The sequence below is a fragment of the Streptomyces sp. NPDC090077 genome (assembly GCF_044747545.1).
GTDB lineage: Bacteria > Actinomycetota > Actinomycetes > Streptomycetales > Streptomycetaceae > Streptomyces.
Genome location: NZ_JBIVEG010000014.1, coordinates 88645 through 107735, shown reverse-complemented (window position 1 = coordinate 107735; position 19091 = coordinate 88645). Strand labels below are relative to the sequence as shown.

Below are 19091 nucleotides of genomic sequence, written 5' to 3'. Positions count from 1 at the left end.
AACAAATACCGGTATAGTTATTGGCATGGTGCAACTGAAGACCGACAGGTCGATCGACGAGATGCGTGCCGCCGGCCGCGTGGTGGCGCACGCCCTGGCAGCGGTGCGCGAAGCCGCCCGGGTCGGGGTGTCCCTGCTGGAGCTGGACGCGGTGGCCCGTACGGTCCTGCGCGAGGCCGGCGCGACCTCCCCCTTCCTCGGCTACCGGCCGCACTTCGCGCCGGTGCCCTTTCCCGGCGTGGTCTGCGCCTCGGTCAACGACGCGATCGTCCACGGGATCCCGGACGGCCACCGGCTGCGCGACGGGGACCTCGTGAGCATCGACTGCGGGGCCAGGCTGCGCGGCTGGGTCGGGGACGCGGCCGTCAGCTTCACGGTCGGCCGCCCCCGCCCCGAGGACCTCCGGCTCGTCGAGACCGCCGAGCGGGCCCTCGCCGCCGGCATCGCCGCCGCCGTGCCCGGCAACCGGATCGGCGACATCGCCCACGCCATCGGCACCGTCTGCCGCTCCGCCGGATACGGCATCCCCGAGGGCTTCGGCGGCCACGGCGTGGGCCGCAGCATGCACGAGGACCCGGGCGTGCCCAACGAGGGGCCGCCGGGGCGCGGCATGAAGCTGCGCCCCGGCATGGTCATCGCGATCGAGCCGATGCTGATCGCGGGCGGCGGGGACGACTACACCTGCGACCCCGACGGCTGGACCCTGCGCACCACCGACGGCTCCCGCGCCGCGCACGCCGAGCACACGGTCGCGATCACCTCCGCCGGCCCGAGGATCCTCACCGCCCTCTAGGCCGTGGTCACCGCCCGGCCGGTTCCGGGGCGGCTTCGAGTTCCGAGATCTCGGCGAGGGACAGGCCCAGCCCCTCGTGCAGGAAGCGCACGATCGTCCAGTGCGGCAGGATCCCCTCGTCCACGGGGCCGAACTCCGCGCAGTAGAGCGGGATCCAGCGCAGCGCCTCCTCGGCGGCCTGCTCGCGGCCGGGCTCCGCCTGGTACTCCTCGTAGCCGATGCTGCGGTGGTGGACGAAGAAGCCTCCCGGGAGCCGCTCCTCGCACAGCGTCCGGTACTCGCGGGTCTGGAGTATGAGGTAGTGCCAGATCTCGTCGATGTCCTGCTCGACGGGGAGGAACAGCCCGCCGAGGCGGTCGGGGTGGGCCGACACGAGGTAGAGGTGGCGCAGGCATTCCAGCACCTGGCGTTCGGCGTACGGCCGTTCGACGCCGGTGCGGCGCTCGGCGTACCGCACCGCCTCCTCGTGCAGCGGCTCGCCGAGCAGGGCGCGCAGTGCCTCGGGCGTCACACGGGGGCTCGTCATGCGGTGTCTCCCGGGAGGTCGGTGGCGGTCGCCAGCCAGGCGTACTTGCCCGACGCGCCGATCGGCAGGTGGGTGGCGTGCCCGGTGCCGCACGGGCGTCCGGTGAGGGCGGTGAGCCGGGCGGCGAGCGCGGTGGCCCGTTCGGCGGGCAGCGGCCGTCCGTCGAAGGTGGTGTAGCGCAGGAGCGCCGGGGATCCGGGGCCGGCGGCGTCCGCTTCGAGGCGGTAGAGGAAGACCTCCGGGGCGGTCCCGGCCACGCGCTCGTCGAGGTCGGCCTGGGCGACGGGGCCGTGCGGGGTCTCCAGCAGTTCCTTCTCCCGCCCGCAGAAGGCGACCACCTTCGCCGGGTCGGCGCTGCCGTCGGAGGTGCGGACGCAGTCGCCGGAGCGGTAGCGCACCAGGGGCATGTACGGGTTGCGGATGCTGGTGACGATCAGGCTGTGGATGCCGCTGCCGGGGGCCACCGGGACGAGCTCGATGCCCATGCGGTCCAGGTAGGGGTGGTAGCGGCCGTGCCGGTCGCTGTAGTAGAGGTAGCCCAGTTCGGTGCTGCCGAAGAGGTCGATCACCGGTGTGCCGAACCGCCGTGCGAGGTACCGCCGCACGTTGTCCGGGGTGTACTCGTACGCGGTGACGATACTGGCCGGCCGGGGGAACGCCTCCGGGGTCCACAGGCCGAACGCCGAGGCCCGGTGCACCAGGTGGGCGAGGTGGTACCCGGAGCAGTCCAGGTGGTAGGCCCCGTCGGGGTGCGCGGCGCAGACCTCGCGGATCTCGGCCAGCATCCGTTCCACGTCGGCCCGGTCCCACTGCGCGGGGTCGAGGCGCGTGTTGAGGTACAGGGTGCGCTCGTCGAGCCTGCGGTCCTCCTGCGTCGGCGTGGCCGACGGTTCGGTGCCTTTGCGGCGGGCGTTGACGCGGGCCACGTGCTCGGTGGCGAGGACCGTGGTCAGCGAGATCCGCCGGCAGCCGCCCTCCCAGGTCTTCGCCAGGTCGGGATGCTCGCTCCACAGCCGGTAGTAGGAGCGCAGCAGGAAGTACGGCGGCCGGATGAGCTGCATCCGGGCGTGGTTCGTGCCGGTCGACCAGACGTACTCGGCTTCGCCGGCCTCCAGGGCGGCTGCCAGGCGCGGGGTCATCCAGTTGTCCGGGAAGCCCCGGGCGATCTCGGGCTTCTCCAGGACCGGGAAGGCGCCCCGGTCCAGGGCGGACCGGTAGACCGGGATGTCCCGGACGCAGTCGATGACGTCGGAGACCGGGAGGCCCTCCGAGTGCGGGATGCCGGTCGGGGTGGGTGTGCCGTCCATGGCCACTTTCGGTCGGGGGCGTGAGGGGGGTCCTCCGGGTGCGGGCCACCGGGCCGGGGGGGGCGGGGCGTTCCCCCGCCGCGCTCCGGCCCGGCGGCCCGTCACCTCGGGCGGACGGGCTCGATCAGGTGCTCAGGAGATGCAGCCGGTCTTGCCGGCCACGCTGATGCAGCCCTCCTTCTGCGAGGCGCTGATACACCCGTCCTTCGCGCCCTGGACGGAGTTGGCCTCGACCCAGCGGCGCCAGACGCCGTCCTGGGTCATCGTGCGGATGAGCTGCTCCATGGCAATACCTCCGGTCATGGGGAAAGGGCGCGGCGGATATCGCCATCCACCGCCCTTCGACGTTAAAGACCAGGGCAAGCGATGGTCAACAGCAGACAAAGGGTTGGCGCGTAAGCGGCAGTGAGGGGCCGAAAAGCGTGCGGCCTCCGCGATTCTGTTCGGGCCTTTTGCGCGGCCGCATGCCGAAGGCCGGCCCGTTGATCGGCGCCGGCCTCGGAATTCCGGTCGGTCAGGTTCTCGCGAGTGCCCCGATGGTGGCCCCGCGCTGTTGCGCCCAGTTCTCCAGGGTGATGCGGCAGGCGTGGTCGAGGTGCCGCAGCTCCGCGAGGTCGAGTTCCACGGGGTGGCCCGCGGGGAGCGCTTCGAGGGTTTCCAGCATGTGCGGCAGGCGCAGGAAGGTGGCCGACCCCGTGAGGGTGACGAGGAGCCGTCCGTCGGTCGTCTCGTGGACGTTGAGCTGCACGTGGGAGGTCTCCCAGGCGCTCTTGACCACGGCGAGGGCGATACCGAGGAGTACGCCTTCGAACATGCTCGTGGTGATGATGGCGATCGCGGTGGCGGCCAGGACGACGACCTCGCCCCGGTGCGAACGCCACAGCGGCGGCAGGTCCTTGACGGGGATGAGCTTGCAGCCCGCGTGGACGAGGACACCGGCGAGCGCGGCCAGCGGGATGACCCCGATCGCGGCGGGCAGGAGGGCGGCGAACAGCACGAGCCACAGGCCGTGCAGGATGCGGGAGAGTTTCGTGCGGGCCCCGGCCTGGACGTTGGCGGCGCTGCGCACGATGACGGCGGTCAGGGGGAGGGCGCCGAACACCCCGCAGACGGCGTTGCCCGCGCCCTGCGCGATCAGCTCCTTGTCGAAGTCGGTGCGCGGTCCGTCGTGCATCCGGTCGACGGCGGCGGCGCTGAAGAGGCTCTCGGCCGACGCGATCAGGGCGAAGGCGATGACCGTGCCGATGGCGGCGAGGCTGCCCAGTGCGGCGAAGTCCGACATCCCGGGGGGCTGGACCGCGGAGAGCAGTCCCTGTACGTCGACGCGCGGGATCGACCAGCCGGCCGCCGCGGTGACGCCCGTGGCCAGGGCGACGGCGGCCAGCGGGGCGGGGACCGCCTGGACCGCGGCCGGGAGCTTCTTCCACAGGACGAGGACGGCGATGGTGCCCGCCCCGACGCCGAACGCGGTCAGGGCCCGACCGGAGCCGGCGATCTCGACGGCCAGGCCCGGAAGCCCGGTGATCTTCTCGAACCCGGAGCGGGGCTGCTTGACGTCGGCCATGGTGTAGAGCTGCCCGAAGATCAGCACCAGCCCGATGCCCGCGAGCATGCCCTGCACGACCGCGACGGTGATGGCACGGAAGAAGCGGCCGAACCTGGCTGCTCCCAGCAGGAGTTGGATCACGCCGGCGGCCAGGACGATGGGCCCCAGGGTGCCGAGGCCGAACTCCTGGACGGCCTCGAAGACCAGGACGGTCAGGCCGGCGGCCGGACCGCTGACCTGCAGGGAGCTGCCGGGCAGGAAGCCCACGACCAGCCCACCGACGATTCCGGTGATCAGGCCGAGTTCGGCGGGCACTCCCGAGGCGACCGCGACCCCCACGCACAGGGGCAGGGCGACCAGGAAGACGACGAGCGATGCCAGGGCGTCACGCCGCAGATGGGGGGGCTTTGTGAGGGTGAAGGACATCAGCGGACTTCCTCGCTGGGCCGGAGCGGAAGGGGTGGCGGACCGGGCGGCCCGTGGGGCGGGCGGATGCGGATCACAGCGGCCGGAAGGAGTTGTCGTGCGGCCCGTACACCTGCACGGCTCCGGTGTGGACCTCGTAGTACCAGGCATGGACGCCCAGGGTGCCGTCCGCGACCCGCTCCGCGACGCACGGGTGGGTGTGCAGCCGCTCCAGCTGGGCCACCGCGTGACGCTGGACGGCCTCGGCGAGGTCCGGGGACAGGGGCGCGGTCGTCTCGGGCTGGACCGCGGCGTGCTCCAGCCAGCCCCGTACGGCGGGCAGGTCCGCCAGGTCGCCCCCGCTCATCAGGGCGTTGACCGCACCGCAGTGGGAGTGCCCGCAGACGATGACGTCGCGGACCCCGAGCACTCTCACCGCGTACTCGATGGTGGCGGTCTCGGCGGCCGGGTGGTGGCTGCGGTAGTCGGGCACGATGTTGCCGGCCGTGCGGAGCTCGAACAGTTCACCGGGGCGGGCTCCGGTGAACAGGGACGGCACCACACGGGAGTCGGAGCACGTGATGAACAGCGCTTCGGGACTCTGCCCGGCTCCGAGAACGGTGAACTCCTCGGCACGTTCCGCCACCTGGGCGGCGAACGATCGAGCGTGGTCAACCAGGGACTTCATGGTGGCCTTTCTCCTGCACCCGGGCCATGGGGGTGGCGGGCGCGGTGTGTTCAGGTCATCAGTCGATGGGTGTGCCGGCGCACGCCGAACGGGCACGCCGGTGTTCGCGCGTCAACGTCGACGCGGTGAGGTAATTCGAAACGGGTCGCCGCTCGCGCCCATAGCGCAGCAGCAGGAATCCGACAGGTGCGCTTGACGACCACGCGAACACCTCTTTGCCTGGAGATTACCTCAGGGCCGGGGTTCAAGTCACCGTCGCATAATGGCCAAGTATCGCCCACTCAGAGGAAAGTGGCGCATTCTTCACGGTGCCACGAGGAGTGGACGCGCGCGCGGCACGCGCAGAAATGCGCCCCCGAGCGCCCCGTAGAGCGGGAACCGTGCCCCCGATGAACTCGACCGCTTTCGGCCGCTCTCGGCTCGGCGATATCAGGCCAAGGAAATGAGAAATAGCCGTACGAGTGAAAAGCGCCCCTTCCCGTGACGCCCGCAGTGCACCAGGATGACGCTCCCGTGCCACACGCCCCGGCCGCCCCACACCACCGCGACCGCCCTCGGGGAGGGAATCCCATGGACGACGCCTCCGCCCGCCCGATCGACGCCGTCGTGGTCGGCGCCGGGCTCTCCGGCCTCTACCAGCTGCACCGGCTCCGCGGACTCGGCCTGGAGGCCGTGGCCTTCGAGGCGGGCGAGGACATCGGCGGGACCTGGTACTGGAACCGGTACCCCGGTGCCCGCTGCGACGTCGAGAGCATGTCGTACTCGTACTCCTTCTCCCCGGAGCTGGACCAGGAGTGGGAGTGGAGCGAGCGCTACGCCTCCCAGCCGGAGATCCTGCGCTACGTCCACCACGTCGCCGACCGCTTCGGCCTGCGCGGGCACGTCCGCCTGCGCACCCGCGTCACCCGCGCCGCGTACGACGAGGACCGGCACACCTGGCGGATCGCCACGGACACCGGCCGGACCGTCACGGCCCGGTTCCTCGTCCTGGCCTCGGGCTGCATGTCCCGCCCCAAGGACCCCGGGATCCCCGGGGCGGACCTCTTCCGGGGGGACCTCCACCACACCGCCCGCTGGCCCCGCGAGGAGGTCTCCTTCGCCGGCCGCCGGGTCGCCGTCATCGGAACCGGCTGCTCCGGCGTCCAGGCCATCCCCGTCATCGCCGAGGAGGCGGCCGCGCTCACCGTCTTCCAGCGCACCCCCGCCTACGCGCTCCCGGCCCACAACCGTCCGCTGCGGAGCGCGGAGACCGCTGAACTCAAGGCCCGTTACCCCGAGTTCCGCACGGCGCAGCGGCTCTCCCGGGGCGGGACCGTCTTCGACCCGCCGACCCGGTCGGCCCTGGAGGCCGACGCGGCGGAGCGCACGGCCGCCTACGAAGCCGGCTGGGATTCGGGGCTGCTCAGCGGGCTCCTGCGCACGTACACCGACATCCTGACCGACGCGGAGGCCAACGAGACCGTGGCCGAGTTCGTCCGGTCCAAGATCCGGTCGATCGTCACCGACCCGGCGACGGCCGAGCTGCTCTCCCCGCGGACGTTCCCGTTCGCGACCAAGCGGCCCTGCCTGGACACCGGCTACTACGCGACCTACAACCGGCCGCACGTGCGGCTGGTGGACCTGCGCACGACGCCGATCGAACGGCTCACGCCCCGGGGCGTCCTGACCTCGGACGGGGAGCACGCCTTCGACACGATCGTCTTCGCCACCGGCTTCGACGCCCTGACCGGCTCCCAGCTGGCCATCGACATCGTCGGCCGGGCCGGCGTGACGCTCCGGGAGAAGTGGGCGGACGGCCCGCGGCACCACCTGGGGCTCATGTCGGCGGGGTTCCCCAACCTGTTCACCGTCCTCGGCCCGCTGAGCCCGTCCGTCCTCACCAACATCGCCGTGTCCCTGGAACAGCAGGTGGACTGGATCACGGACTGCATCGCCCACCTGAGGAGCAACGGCCTCACGGAGATCGACGCGGCGCCCGGGGCGGAGGCGGCCTGGGGCGCGCACGCGGCGGAGGTCGCCGCCCGGACGCTCTATCCGTCCGCGGAGTCCTGGTACACGGGGGCGAACGTGCCCGGCAAGCCCCGGGTGTTCCTGGCCTACGCGGGCGGGCTGGACCGGTACCGGGCGGAGTGCGACGCCGCGGCCCGGAACGGGTACGAGGGCTTCGTGCTCTCCGCCGGCGCGTCCTCGTAGCCGGCTGCGGGCCCGGACGCACGGACCACGCCGCGGGGCGGCGCGGTCCGGACGGTGCGCACGGGCACGGAGGCCGCTACGGCGCGCCGTGCGGCCGTACGACCATCGCCGAGCCGCCGCCCCGCCGGGTGGTCTCGGCCGCCGCCAGCCAGCGGCCGTCCGGCAGCCGCTGGACACCGGTCGCGGCGCCGATCTCCGGGTTCTGCCGGAAGGCCTGCCCCAGGGCCTCCAGTTCGGTGCGCAGCGGGCTGTTCCACAGGCCCGGCTCCAGCTCGGTGGTGGTCTGGTTGCGCTGGCTGGCGCGCGGCGCCGCGATGGCGTCCACCAGGGGCAGGCCCCGGTCCAGGTGGCCGGTCAGGGTCTGCAGGACGGTGGTGATGATGGTGGCGCCGCCCGGGGAGCCGACCGCGAGGACCGGACGGCCGTGGTCCAGGACGATCGTCGGGGACATGGACGAGCGCGGGCGCTTGCCCGGCCCGGGCAGGTTCGGGTCCGGCACCCCGGGGGCCGCCGGGGCGAAGGAGAAGTCGGTCAGCTCGTTGTTGAGCAGGAAGCCCCGGCCGGGGACGGTGATGGCGCTGCCGCCGGTGGACTCGATGGTCAGGGTGTAGGAGACCACGTTGCCCCAGCGGTCGGCGACCGTCAGGTGGGTGGTGTTCTCCCCCTCGTACGTGGTGGGCGCGGCCTCGCCCGTGGTGGCGCAGGGGACCGGGTTGCGGGGGTCGCCGGGGGCCAGCGGGCTGGTCAGCGTCCGGTCGGGCTTGATGAGGCAGGCGCGCGAGTCCGCGAACCGCTGGGAGAGCAGCTCGCGGGTGGGCACGGATTCGGCGGCGGGGTCGCCGACCCAGCGCCCCCGGTCGGCGAAGGCGATCCGGGAGGCCTCGATGTAGCGGTGCAGGTACTGCGCCGGGGACAGCTTCGCGAGGTCGGTGCGCTCCAGGATGTTGAGCGCCTCGCCGACGGTGGTGCCGCCGGAGGAGGACGGCGCCATGCTGTAGACGTCCAGTCCCCGGTACGCGATCTGCGTCGGGGCCTGGCGCTTGGTCGCGTACGCGCGCAGGTCGGCGGTGGTCAGGTCGCCGGGGCGGACGTTGCGGGTGGCGGCCGGGTCGACGGGGGGCTTGCGGACGGTGTTGACGATGTCCTCGGCGATCGGGCCCCGGTAGAGCGCGCCGGTGCCCTTGCGGGCGAGTTCGGCGTAGGTGGCGGCGAGGTCCGGGTTCTTGAAGGTGGAGCCGACGACCGGCAGCCCGCCGCCGGGCAGGAACAGCTCGCGGGTGGCCGGGAAGTCCTTGAAGCGGTCCTGGTTGGCCTCGGTCTGGGCGCGGAAGGTGGCGTCCACCGTGAAGCCGTCGCGAGCCAGCTTCTCGGCGGGGCGCAGGAGCTGGGCGAGCGGGCGGCTGCCCCAGGCGTCGAGAGCGCTCTTCCAGGTGGCGGGGGTGCCGGGGACGCCGACCGAGCGTCCGCTGGTCTGGCCCTCGGCGAAGGGGATGGGGACGCCGTTCTCCTGGAAGAGGGTGGCGGTGGCCGTGGCGGGGGCGGTCTCGCGGCCGTCGATGGTGTGCACCCGGCGGGAGGAGGCGTCGTAGTAGACGAAGTAGCCGCCCCCGCCGATGCCGGCGGAGTACGGCTCGGTCACCCCGAGCGCGGCGGCGACGGCCACGGCCGCGTCGACGGCGTTGCCGCCGGACCGCAGTACGGCGATGCCGGCGGCGGAGGCGTCGGCGTCGACGCTGGCTACGGCCCCGCCGTAGCCTGCGGCGACGGGCACCTTGGGCGGGGTGGGGGTCTGCTGGGGCGGGGCGGCGGCCCCGGTGGAGACGAGCGCCCCGGCGAGGGCTGCGAACGCTAACTGACGTGCGGCGGAAGCGCGCATCCGGTTCCTCCAGTCGACGGCCTGTCAGGCCTGGGAGCGGCAGCCTAGCTTCGCCCCGCCCCCCGCGTCATGACGGCGGTGTGACGGCTACCATCCGCGGCATGAACGACGACGTCCGCAACATCGTGCTCGGGGTGGTGGCCACCGCCGTCAGCGGCGGCTTCGGCTGGTTCACGCGAACGTACCTGTGGCGCCGGGCGCTGCGCCGCAAGCAGGCCTTCTTCGGGCTGCCGGCCGGGGCGGACTGCCTGTTCGTGGTCAACCGCCAGATGGGCGGCACGGAGAACTCGCTGCACCGCAACGACGCCTTCGCGCTGCTGGAGATATCGTCCCTGATCAAGGACTGCGGGGCGACGGTGCAGATCGTCACCCACGAGGCGCGGCAGGGGTTCGGCGAGCGCGCCGAGTTCTGCGTCGGCGGCCCCGCGTCCAACTCCCGCACGGTGGCCCACCTGCACTCGCTGCTCCCGGGGGTACGGGTCGACCTGTCCACCGAATCCGGTCCGGACCGGGGCTCGATAGGGGTCGGCGGGAACACGTACCGCTGGGAGCCGGGCCTGACCGAGTTCGTGCTGCTGGCCCGGCTGGTCAACGGGCAGGGTACGCGGCCGGTCTTCCTGCTGTCGGGGCAGACGGCCAACAGCAACCAGGCGGCGGCCCGCTATCTGGCCCGGAACCACGAGAAGCTGGCGCGCGAGCACGGCGGGAAGTCGTTCTGCCTGGTGCTGAAGGTGGTCAACTCCGACGCCTACGGCCCGGACGTGACGGAGCTGGTCGCGGACGTCACCGCCGCGGCCCGGACACCCGCAGCGGCAGCCGCGTGATGCCGTTGATGAAGTTGGACACCAGCCGGCGGGGCTCCCCCGCGAGTTCGGGCGCGGGCATCGCCGCGCGCCACTCCTCGTGGAGGACGCGCAGCTGGAGCCGGGCGAAGTGGGCGCCGAGGCAGACGTGCGGGCCGTCGCCGAAGGAGACGTGCGGGTTCGGCGTGCGGTCGAGGTCGAGCCGGTCCGGGTCGGTGAAGACGCGTTCGTCGTGGTTGGCGGAGGCGTGGAAGACCACCACCTTGTCGCCGGCGCGGATCGGGGTCCCGGCGAGTTCGGTGTCGCGGGCGGCGGTGCGGCGGAAGCTGAGCACGGGCGGGTGGACGCGCAGGAGTTCGTCCACGGCCCGGTCGACGGCGGTGCGGCCGTCGGCCAGCCGGCGGTGGGCGTCCGGGTTCCGGGCGAGGGCGAGCAGGCCGCCGGGGGCGGCGCTGCGCACGGTGTCGTTGCCGGCGACGGTGAGCAGGAAGAAGAACATCTCCAGTTCGGCGGGGTCCAGTCCGGCCTGGGCGAGCGCGGTCATCACGTCGTCCCCGGGGTGGGCGCGCTTGTGGGCGGCCAGTTCCCGGGCGTAGCCGAACATCTCGCCGAGCAGGGCCGGGGAGCGCGGGTTCAGCGGCTTGCCGTCGGGGCCGAGGAGGGGCTCGGGGGCGTCCTCGGGGTCCTGGTAGCCGATGACGCGTACGGTCCACTCCAGCAGCAGGCCCCGGTCGGCGGGCGGGACGCCCAGCAGGTCGGTCAGGTTGAGCAGGGCGTACTCGTCGGTGACGGTGCGCACCACGTCGGCGGCACCGTCCTCGGCGCCGTCCCGGGCAGCGGCGAGGAGGGTGCGGGCGCGTTCGCGGGCCCGGTCCGCGAAGGCGTCGACCCGGGCGGGGGTGAAGGCACGGGCGACCAGGCGGCGGAGCCGGCCGTGCCCGGGAGGGTCCTGGTTGAGCATGGTGCTGCGCAGGAAGGGCAGGTCGGCGGGGTCGGGGTCGCGGATCTGGGTGGCGCCCAGCCAGGAGGAGTACGTGGTGTGGTCGCGCAGGACGCGGACGACGTCGGCGTGCCGGGTGACCGCCCAGAAGCCGGGCCCGGCGGGCCAGCCCTGGACTTCGGGCTCCTCCTGCCAGGCCACCGGGTGCCGGTCGCGCAGCAGCCGGTAGCGCTCGTGCGGGACGCCCCCGGCGTAGACGCGGGGGTCGAAGACGTCGGGGATGCCGGCGGGCCGGTCGGCGCGTTCCATGGTCCACACGGTGGCGGGACGGGGGTGGCGCCGCAAGGGGCCGGGGACCGTCAGCCCGCGTCGTCCGCCCGGCCCGCCGGGTCGCAGCGGGCGGCCTCCAGCTCGGTGTCGGTGCCGCGCAGCACCACGTCGAAGACCGGGGCGAGGGTGGACAGGGCGCTGCACACGAGCTGCCGGCGGGCGATCGGGTCCAGGTCGGCGACGGGGAAGGGGAGCCGCGCCTCGATCCGGTCGCGTGCCGGGAAGCCGACGCCGAGCTCCTCCAGCCGCCCGGGCTCGACCGGGGGCAGCCGGGTGCCGAGGCCGGCCTCCAGTTCCGGGGCGCCGGGTCCGCCGAGGAGTCCCGTCAGGCTGCCCCGGGGGCCGTTGCCGGTGTGCTCGGGCTGCGGCGAGGGGACCAGCCGCCCCTCGGGGGTGACGAAGTAGGCCATCGAGGTCCGGGCGGGTGCGGCGACGGCCACCTTGGCGGCCGCGCCGCTCTCCACGACCCCGGTGGGCTTGATCCCGCAGCCGGCGAGCAGCAGGGCCGGGCCGAGCAGGGCGGCGGCGGCCGCGAGGGTCCGCGTCCGGCTCATGCGGTGGCCTCCAGGGGCATGTCGAGGGTGAACACGGCTCCTGCGCCGGGGGCGTTGGCGGCGGTCAGGGTGCCGCCGTGCAGCCGGACGTTCTCCAGGGTGATGGCGAGCCCGAGGCCGCTGCCGGCGGAGCGGGCGCGTGCGGCGTCGGCCTTGAAGAACCGGTCGAAGATGTGCGGGAGCACCTCCTCGGCGATGCCGGGTCCGCTGTCGGCGACCTCCAGCAGCAGGCGCGGTCCGCCGGGGTGCTCCTGGGTGCGTACGGCGACCCGTACGGGGGCCTGGCCGTGGCGCAGGGCGTTGCCGACGAGGTTGGCGAGGACGACGTCGAAGCGGCGCGGGTCCAGGCGGGCCCGGATCCCCTCGGGGAGGTCGGTGGTGACCCGGTCGTCGTCCCAGCGGCGGCGTTCCAGGGTCTTGCCGACGGCTTCGGCCACGTCGACGTCGTCGAGGTTGAGTTCGGCGGCGCGGGCGTCGAAGCGGGAGATCTCCATGAGGTCCTCGACGAGGACGGCGAGCTTGCCGGTCTCGGTGCTGATCAGCCGCAGGGCCTTGGCGGTGTCGGGGTCGAGCCCGGCGGCGTCCTCGTCGAGCACCTCGGTGACGGCGAGCATCCCGGCGAGGGGGGTGCGCAGTTCGTGGGAGACGTCGGCGGCGAAGCGGCGGGCCCGGGCCTCCGCCTCCCGCAGTTCGGTGACGGACTCCTCCAGGGCGCCCGCGGTCTCGTTGAAGGTGCGGGCGAGGCCGGCGAGTTCGTCGGCGCCCCGGACGGTGATGCGGGTGTCGAGGCGGCCCCGGCCCAGGTTCTGTGCGGCGCGGCGCATGTCGCGGACGGGCCGCAGGACGCTGCGCGCGGCGAGCAGGGCGGGTACGAGGGCGATGGCCAGGCCCGGTACGGCGCCCTGTTTGGCGGCTTCGACCATGGCCTCGACGGTCTGCTGTTCGCTGGTGAGCGGCATGACGGCGTAGACGGTGACCCCGGTCGGCTCGCGGTTGCCGTTGCGGGTGAACACGGCGGGCATGCCGATGGTGAGGTAGGGCTCGCCGCGGCCGTCCTCCACCCGCTGGAAGGCGCCGTGCGGGTTCGCCGCGACCTGCTCGCGCAGCTTCTCGGTGAGGACGGGGGAGGTGGTGGGGATGCCGTTGGAGGAGGCGCGCAGGGTGCCGTACTCCCCGTAGACCACCCAGGAGTGCGGCTTTCCGCGTTTGCCCAGGTCGTTGACGAGGCGCTGGAGCTGCTGGCGGTCCATGGGCAGGCTCATGCCCTGGCCCTCCAGCTGGTCGCGCAGGGTGCTGACCGCCGTGTCCTGGCTCTGGGTCAGCACGGCCCTGCGGGCCTGCCGGTAGGTGAGGGCGGCCGTGCTGACGGCGCAGATCGTGGCGACCAGCAGGAACGCGGCGATCAGCCGGGTGCGCAGGCCGAACGGCGGGAGGCGGCGCACGGCCTAGAGCGGGCCGAAGCGGTAGCCGAAGCCCCGCACGGTCTGTATGTAGCGGGGGTGGCGGTCGGGGTCCTCGACCTTGTTGCGCAGTCTGCGCACGCAGGCGTCCACGAGGCGGGCGTCGGCGTGGTAGCTGTGCTCCCACACGTACTCCAGCAGCTGCTGCCGGGAGAAGACCTGCTCGGGTGAGGCCGACAGGTGGAGCAGGAGCTTGATCTCGCTGGGGGCGAGGGCGATGCGTTCGCCGTTCTTGGCGACGGTCAGCCCGGCGCGGTCGATGGCGAGCTCGCCGTGGTGTTCGACGCCGGGCCGGCCGGCCGGGGCCTTCAGGCGGCGCAGCACGGCCTTGATGCGGGCCTCGATGATCTGCGTGGGGACGGGTTTGACGATGTAGTCGTCGGCTCCGGCCTCCAGGCCGACGACGATGTCGAAGTCGTCGCCGCGCGCGGTGAGCATGATGATCGGGACCTGGCTGGTCTCCCGGATCCGGCGGCAGACCTGCACGCCGTTGATGCCGGGCAGCATCAGGTCCAGCAGCACCAGCTCGGGGCGGAAGCCGTCGATGAGGGCCAGTCCCTCTTCGCCGGTCGCGGCGGCGCTCACCTCGTGGCCCCGGCGGCGCAGGCCGAGGCCGACCCCTTCCCGGATGGAAGGGTCGTCCTCGATCAGCAGTACGCGTGGCATCCGGTCAGTATTCCAGGGTGGTTCATGTGGTTTCCTCCCGCTATCGGCCGACCTTTCGGCGCAGGGAGTCCAGCAGGTCGGTGATCTCGGCCAGCCGCAGCGGCCGGGCGAGGAGTACGACGACCAGGGCGAGCGCGACGGTTCCCGCTCCGGCGGCGGCGAAGGATCCGAGGCCGTCGGCGGCGCGGGCGGCCGCGTACCCGGCGGCGGCCGCGGGCAGGCAGGCGGCGAGCAGCCGCAGGTGGGTGGTGAGGGCGGTGGTGCGGGGCCCGCCGCGCGGGCCGAGCCGCCGGGAGAGGGCGTACGCGGTGACGGCGGCGCCCCCGATGAAGGCGAGGGAGGTGGCGGCGGCCATGCCGGTGACGGCCCAGCGCACCGGCAGCAGCAGGTAGGCGGCGTACGAGAGTCCGGCGTTGAGGGCGACGATGACCAGGTTGAGGAAGAAGGGGGTGCGGGTGTCGGAGAGGGCGTAGAAGCCGCGGGCGAGCACGTACTGGGCGGAGTAGGCGACCAGGCCGGGGGCGAAGGCGGTGAGCATGCCGGCCATGGCGGCGACCTCGTCGGGGGTGACGTTGCCGTAGCCGGAGACGCAGTCCATCACCCAGGGGGCGAGTGCGGCGAAGAGCGTGGCGGCGGGCAGGACGAGGGCGGCGCTGGAGCGCAGTGCGTACGAGACGTCCTCGCGGACGGCGCCGAGGTCGCCTTCGGCGGCGGCCGAGCTCATCCGGGGCATGAGGGCGGTGACCAGGGAGACGGTGATGATGCCCTGGGGGACGATCCACAGCTGGTAGGCGCTGGTGTAGGCGGCGTAGCCGAAGCCGGGTGCCCGGTCGCCGACGGTGGTGGAGAGCTTGGTGACCACCCAGTAGGCGATCTGGTTGCTGAGGACGAGCACGACCAGCCAGCCCGCGTTGCGCAGGGGGCGGGTGAGGCCGCTGCCGCGCCAGTCGAAGCGGGGGCGCCAGCGGAAGCGGGCGGCGCGCAGCGAGGGGACGAGGGCGAGGGCCTGGACGACGATGCCGGCGGTGGTGCCGATGCCGAGCAGCCGGGTGTCGGCGGCGTCGAGGGCGTCGCGGCCGCCGCCGGAGGTGAGGAGGAAGAGGCCGAAGACGCCGATGATGACGAGGTTGTTGAGGACCGGGGTCCACATCATCGCCCCGAACCTGCCGCGCGCGTTCAGCACTTGCCCGAGCAGGGTGAACAGTCCGTAGAAGAGGATCTGCGGGAGGCAGAAGCGGGCCAGGGCGACGACGGTGCTGCGCTGGGCGTCCGTGTAGGAGGCGGGGGTGTACGCGTCGACGATCAGGGGCGTGGCGAGGACGGCGGCGGCGGTGAGCGCGAGCAGGGCCACGGTGCAGGCGGTCAGCAGCCGGTCGGTGTAGGCGGCCCCGCCGTCGCGGTGCTCCTTGGCTGCGCGGACCAGTTCGGGGACGAAGACGGCGTTCAGCGCACCGCCGACGAGCAGCATGTAGATGATGTTGGGGACGGTGTTGGCGACGGTGTAGCCGTCGCCGAGGAAGCCGGCTCCCAGCGCGGCGAGGACCACGGCGGAGCGGACGAAGCCGGTGGCCCGGGAGACGACGGAGCCGGCGGCCATCAGGGCGCCGCTGCGCAGCACGGAGCCCTTCGCCGGGGCCCCGGCCGCCGTCGTCGCGGGGGCCGGTTCCGGCGGCGGGCCCGCGGGGGCCGCTCCTGGTGCCGCGCTGCTGGTGGATCCGTACATCGGGGTCTTTCCCTTCGCCGAGCCGAAGGTGGAGGGTAACCCGGCCGCCGCGGCCGGGTTAATTCGAGTCCCGGTAGGGTCTTTTGGCCCCCGCGCCGGTGCGGAAGGTCCTTTTCCCGCGACGCGGCCGCCCGTTGGACAATTCCGGACGGCCGGATTCCGCAACGTGCCCCCGAATGTGACCGGATGGCAACAGTTCCGCTGCGGCCCATGTCACAAGGACTTCTGCGAGATTTTTCTTCGAATGTGCAACCTAATCTGAACGCGTTCGCTCCTTACCTGAGGACGACCGTTATTCCGGAGGGGTTTTCGTTGAGCCGTACACGCCGCACCGCACTTCCGCGCCGCCGCACCCGTCACGCCATGCTGGCGGGCACCGCGCTGCTCACCCTCGCGCTGAGCGCCTGCGGGGGTGGCGACTCAGACGGGAAGGCCGGCGGCGACGGCAAGGCGGCGGACCCGAAGAAGGGGCCGGACATGGCCATCTCGGTGAACCTCACGGGCGACCAGGTCAAGGCCGGCGAGCCGGTGAAGGTGGCCCTCGCCGACGGCAAGTTCTCCCTGGTCAAGGTCACCGACGGCAAGGGCGGGGAGCTGCCGGGGCAGATATCCGCGGACGGCCGCACCTGGACCTCGGAGCGCAACGCCTCCCCCAGCACCGACTACAAGGTCGACGCCCAGAACACCGCCAGCCAGAGCGCGAGCACCCAGTTCAAGACCTCGCCGGCGGACAAGGTGAACAAGGTCTCCATCAACATCCCGAAGGGCACCACGGTGGGCGTCGCGATGCCCGTCTCGCTGGTCTTCGACAATCCGGTGAAGAACAAGGCCGAGGTCGAGAAGCAGCTGAAGGTCACCACCTCGAACAACACCGAGGGCTCCTGGGGCTGGTTCAAGGACTATTCCGGCAAGGACCGGGTGGACTGGCGGCCGAAGGACTACTGGAAGTCCGGCACCGACGTGAAGGTCGACATGAAGCTGAACGGTGTGGACTCCGGATCCGGCGGCGGCCTGTTCGCCCGCGATTACAACACCGAGTTCAAGATAGGCAAGGACCGCCGGATGGAGGTCAGCCTCGACACCAAGAAGATGACGGTGACCGAGGACGGCCAGGCCGTGAAGACGATCCCGGTCTCGGCGGGGACGCCCGGCGGCCAGAAGGCCTCCTGGTCCGGGAAGATGGTGCTGATGTCGAAGGAGGGCACCATCCGGATGGACTCCCAGACGGTGGGCCTGGGCGACTCCTACGACAAGATGGTCGACTACTCGATGCGGCTGACCTGGTCGGGCATGTACGCGCACGCCGCGCCGTGGAACTCCGCCAACTTCGGCCGCGTCAACTCCAGCTCGGGCTGCGTGGGCATGAGCGACGCCGATGCGAAGTCCTTCTACGAGCGGGTGCAGGTGGGCGACCCCTTCGAGGTGGTCGGCAGCGGCTCCAAGGGCAACGCCGACCTCGGCAACGGGTACGGCGAGTGGAACCTGTCGTGGGACCAGTGGAAGGCGAAGAGCGCCCTGACCGGCGGCGGCACCCAGCAGGGCTGACCGTCCGGGCGGCCGCTGACCCCTCCTCAATTGTTACCGCTACGTAACTTACTCACGGGTTACCTTGGGTAAGCCCCTCCCGTTACCGTCGGGTCACTTTCGGACACCGGCGCACGCGAGGAGCGATCGATGAGGACCCGCCCCACCACCGCAGCGGCCGTGGCCGCACTGCTCGCGGCGACCGCCCTGGGCCTGGCCCCCCACCAGGCCCTGGCGGCCCCCGCCGCCCCCGCGGCCGCGCAGACCGGGGCGTCCGCGCAGCTGCGCTTCCACGACATCCCCGGCTCCGGGGGCATCACCCTCAAGGGCAACGTCTTCACCCCGGCCGGCGCCGAACCCGGCCGGAAATACCCCCTGATCGTGCTCCCCACCAGCTGGGGCATGCCGCAGATCGAATACATCGCCCAGGCGAAACAGCTCGCCGACGCCGGTTACGTGGTGGTGAGCTACACCTCGCGCGGCTTCTGGCTCTCCGGCGGGCAGATCGAGACCGCGGGCCCCGCGGACATCGCCGACGTCTCCGCCGTCATCGACTGGGCCCTCGCCAACGCCCCCGCCGACCCCGGCCGGATCGGCCTCGGCGGGGTCTCGTACGGGGCGGGCATCAGCCTGCTGGCCTCCGCGCACGACCCGCGGATCAAGGCCGTGGTGGCCCTCAGCGGCTGGGCGGACCTCATCGAGTCCATCTACTCCGGCCGCACCCAGCACCTCCAGGCCGCCGGGATGCTCGGCGCCGCCGGCTACCTCACCGGCCGCCCCGGACCCGAACTCCAGCAGATCCTCGGCGACTTCCTCGGCTCGAAGCTGGAGAACGAGCAGGCGATGATCGAGTGGGGGAAGAAGCGCTCCGCCGCCGAGCAGGTGGACCGGATCAACGCCAACGGCGCCGCGATCATGCTGGGCAACGCCTGGGGCGACACCATCTTCCCGCCCAACCAGTACGCCGCGTTCTTCGAGAAGCTCACCGGACCCAAGCGCCTGGAGTTCCGCCCCGGCGACCATGCCACCGCCGAGGCCACCGGCCTGCTCGGCCTGCCCAACGACACCTGGACCAACGCCCACCGCTGGTTCGACCGCTACCTCAAGGGCGAGCGCAACGGGGTCGACGCCGAGTCCCCGGTGCAGATCAAGTCCCGCAGCACCGGCGGGTACGAGGGCTACGCCGACTGGAAGTCGGTCGGCTCCGGCGGCACCGAGAAGCTCCCGCTCGCCGACAGCGAGCACGTCTGGGCCAACGTCGACTCCGGCGCCAACGGCGGGATCCTCTTCCTCTCCAGCGTCCTCGACCAGTTCGCCCAGGCCCCGCCGACCGCCTCCGTCCCGCTGCTCCCCCGCGCCTTCGCCGCCGTCTGGCAGTCGCCGCGCTACGAGCGGGAGCGCCGGATCCGGGGAACCGTGCGCCTGCACACCACCGTCACCCCCACCAAGGCCGACGGCACCTTCGTCGCCTACCTCTACGACGTCGGCCCGCTCGGCATCGGCAAGCTCGTCAGCAACGCCCCGTACACCTTCCACGGGAAGACCCCCGGCCAGTCCTTCGGGGTCGACCTGGACCTCTTCTCCACCGCCTACGACGTGCCCGAGGGCCACCGCCTGGCCCTCGTCGTGGACACGGTCGACCCGCTCTACATCGAGCACAACCCCGCCGGCGCGCAGCTGACCTTCTCCTCGCCGCGCACCGATCCCTCGTACGTCTCGGTGCCGCTGCGCGAGCAGTGATCCGCGGCCGCTGCCGG

General features: G+C 72.6%; 16 protein-coding genes. 5 read left to right on the top strand and 11 right to left on the bottom strand.

The annotated features are described in order from the left end of the window. Positions 1 to 25: 25 nt before the first annotated feature. Positions 26 to 793 carry a type I methionyl aminopeptidase gene (map, locus tag ACIPW5_RS23310; RefSeq protein WP_401248027.1) on the top strand — a complete coding sequence of 256 codons (768 nt, stop codon included), beginning with the start codon at positions 26 to 28 and terminating at the stop codon, positions 791 to 793. Positions 794 to 800: 7 nt separating this feature from the next. Here the strand turns inward: map and ACIPW5_RS23305 are convergent, their stop codons facing one another. From ACIPW5_RS23305 to ACIPW5_RS23285, 5 genes are all read right to left on the bottom strand, one after another. Continuing rightward, positions 801 to 1319, bottom strand: a complete 519-nt coding sequence (locus ACIPW5_RS23305) for a hypothetical protein (protein ID WP_401248025.1) — start codon at positions 1317 to 1319, stop codon at positions 801 to 803. Beyond that, positions 1316 to 2626, bottom strand: a complete 1311-nt coding sequence (locus ACIPW5_RS23300) for a hypothetical protein (RefSeq protein ID WP_401248022.1) — start codon at positions 2624 to 2626, stop codon at positions 1316 to 1318. The genes ACIPW5_RS23305 and ACIPW5_RS23300 overlap by 4 nt, the downstream gene beginning before the upstream one ends. Positions 2627 to 2758: 132 nt before the next feature. Next, the gene (locus ACIPW5_RS23295) at positions 2759 to 2911 is read right to left on the bottom strand and encodes a hypothetical protein (protein ID WP_401248019.1); all 153 of its coding nucleotides are present in this window, start codon (positions 2909 to 2911) and stop codon (positions 2759 to 2761) included. A 229-nt stretch (positions 2912 to 3140) separates the two neighbouring features. After that, positions 3141 to 4598, bottom strand: a complete 1458-nt coding sequence (locus tag ACIPW5_RS23290; protein ID WP_401248016.1) for a SulP family inorganic anion transporter — start codon at positions 4596 to 4598, stop codon at positions 3141 to 3143. Positions 4599 to 4671: 73 nt separating this feature from the next. After that, entirely contained in the window at positions 4672 to 5265 is a 594-nt protein-coding gene (locus ACIPW5_RS23285; protein ID WP_401248014.1) for a carbonic anhydrase, read from the bottom strand. Positions 5266 to 5835: 570 nt separating this feature from the next. Here ACIPW5_RS23285 and ACIPW5_RS23280 point away from each other — a divergent pair. Next, a complete protein-coding gene (locus tag ACIPW5_RS23280; RefSeq protein WP_401248011.1) occupies positions 5836 to 7458 on the top strand; it encodes a flavin-containing monooxygenase in 1623 nt (540 codons plus the stop codon). Between the two features lie 76 nt (positions 7459 to 7534). Here the strand turns inward: ACIPW5_RS23280 and ggt are convergent, their stop codons facing one another. Further along, positions 7535 to 9334 (bottom strand): gamma-glutamyltransferase, encoded by a 1800-nt coding sequence (gene ggt, locus ACIPW5_RS23275; protein WP_401248008.1) that lies wholly within the window; start codon positions 9332 to 9334, stop codon positions 7535 to 7537. 101 nt (positions 9335 to 9435) lie between these two features. On the opposite strand from ggt, the gene ACIPW5_RS23270 reads away from it, so the two are divergent. Continuing rightward, entirely contained in the window at positions 9436 to 10158 is a 723-nt protein-coding gene (locus tag ACIPW5_RS23270; protein WP_401248005.1) for a hypothetical protein, read from the top strand. On the opposite strand, the gene ACIPW5_RS23265 is transcribed toward ACIPW5_RS23270, so the two are convergent. From ACIPW5_RS23265 to murJ, 5 genes are read right to left on the bottom strand one after another with little or no spacing between them, the layout of a single operon-like run. Then, positions 10118 to 11386: a cytochrome P450 gene (locus ACIPW5_RS23265; protein ID WP_401248003.1), complete on the bottom strand. Its 1269-nt coding sequence runs from the start codon at positions 11384 to 11386 to the stop codon at positions 10118 to 10120. The two genes, ACIPW5_RS23270 and ACIPW5_RS23265, sit on opposite strands and share 41 nt — an antisense overlap. 50 nt (positions 11387 to 11436) lie before the next feature. Then, the gene (locus tag ACIPW5_RS23260; protein WP_401248000.1) at positions 11437 to 11961 is read right to left on the bottom strand and encodes a hypothetical protein; all 525 of its coding nucleotides are present in this window, start codon (positions 11959 to 11961) and stop codon (positions 11437 to 11439) included. Continuing rightward, positions 11958 to 13403, bottom strand: coding sequence for an ATP-binding protein (locus ACIPW5_RS23255; protein WP_401247997.1), 1446 nt, complete (start codon positions 13401 to 13403; stop codon positions 11958 to 11960). Before ACIPW5_RS23255 ends, ACIPW5_RS23260 begins: the two co-directional genes overlap by 4 nt. 3 nt (positions 13404 to 13406) lie before the next feature. Next, positions 13407 to 14087, bottom strand: coding sequence for a response regulator (locus tag ACIPW5_RS23250; RefSeq protein ID WP_401247994.1), 681 nt, complete (start codon positions 14085 to 14087; stop codon positions 13407 to 13409). 40 nt (positions 14088 to 14127) lie between these two features. Then, on the bottom strand, positions 14128 to 15810 hold the full coding sequence (gene murJ, locus ACIPW5_RS23245) for a murein biosynthesis integral membrane protein MurJ (protein WP_401247992.1): 1683 nt from the start codon (positions 15808 to 15810) through the stop codon (positions 14128 to 14130). A 363-nt stretch (positions 15811 to 16173) separates the two neighbouring features. Here murJ and ACIPW5_RS23240 point away from each other — a divergent pair, with 363 nt between their 5' ends. Together ACIPW5_RS23240 and ACIPW5_RS23235 are read left to right on the top strand one after the other, a co-directional pair. Beyond that, positions 16174 to 17355 carry an Ig-like domain-containing protein gene (locus ACIPW5_RS23240; protein ID WP_401248206.1) on the top strand — a complete coding sequence of 394 codons (1182 nt, stop codon included), beginning with the start codon at positions 16174 to 16176 and terminating at the stop codon, positions 17353 to 17355. A 129-nt stretch (positions 17356 to 17484) separates the two neighbouring features. Then, positions 17485 to 19074: a CocE/NonD family hydrolase gene (locus ACIPW5_RS23235; protein WP_401247990.1), complete on the top strand. Its 1590-nt coding sequence runs from the start codon at positions 17485 to 17487 to the stop codon at positions 19072 to 19074. Positions 19075 to 19091 lie beyond the last annotated feature (17 nt).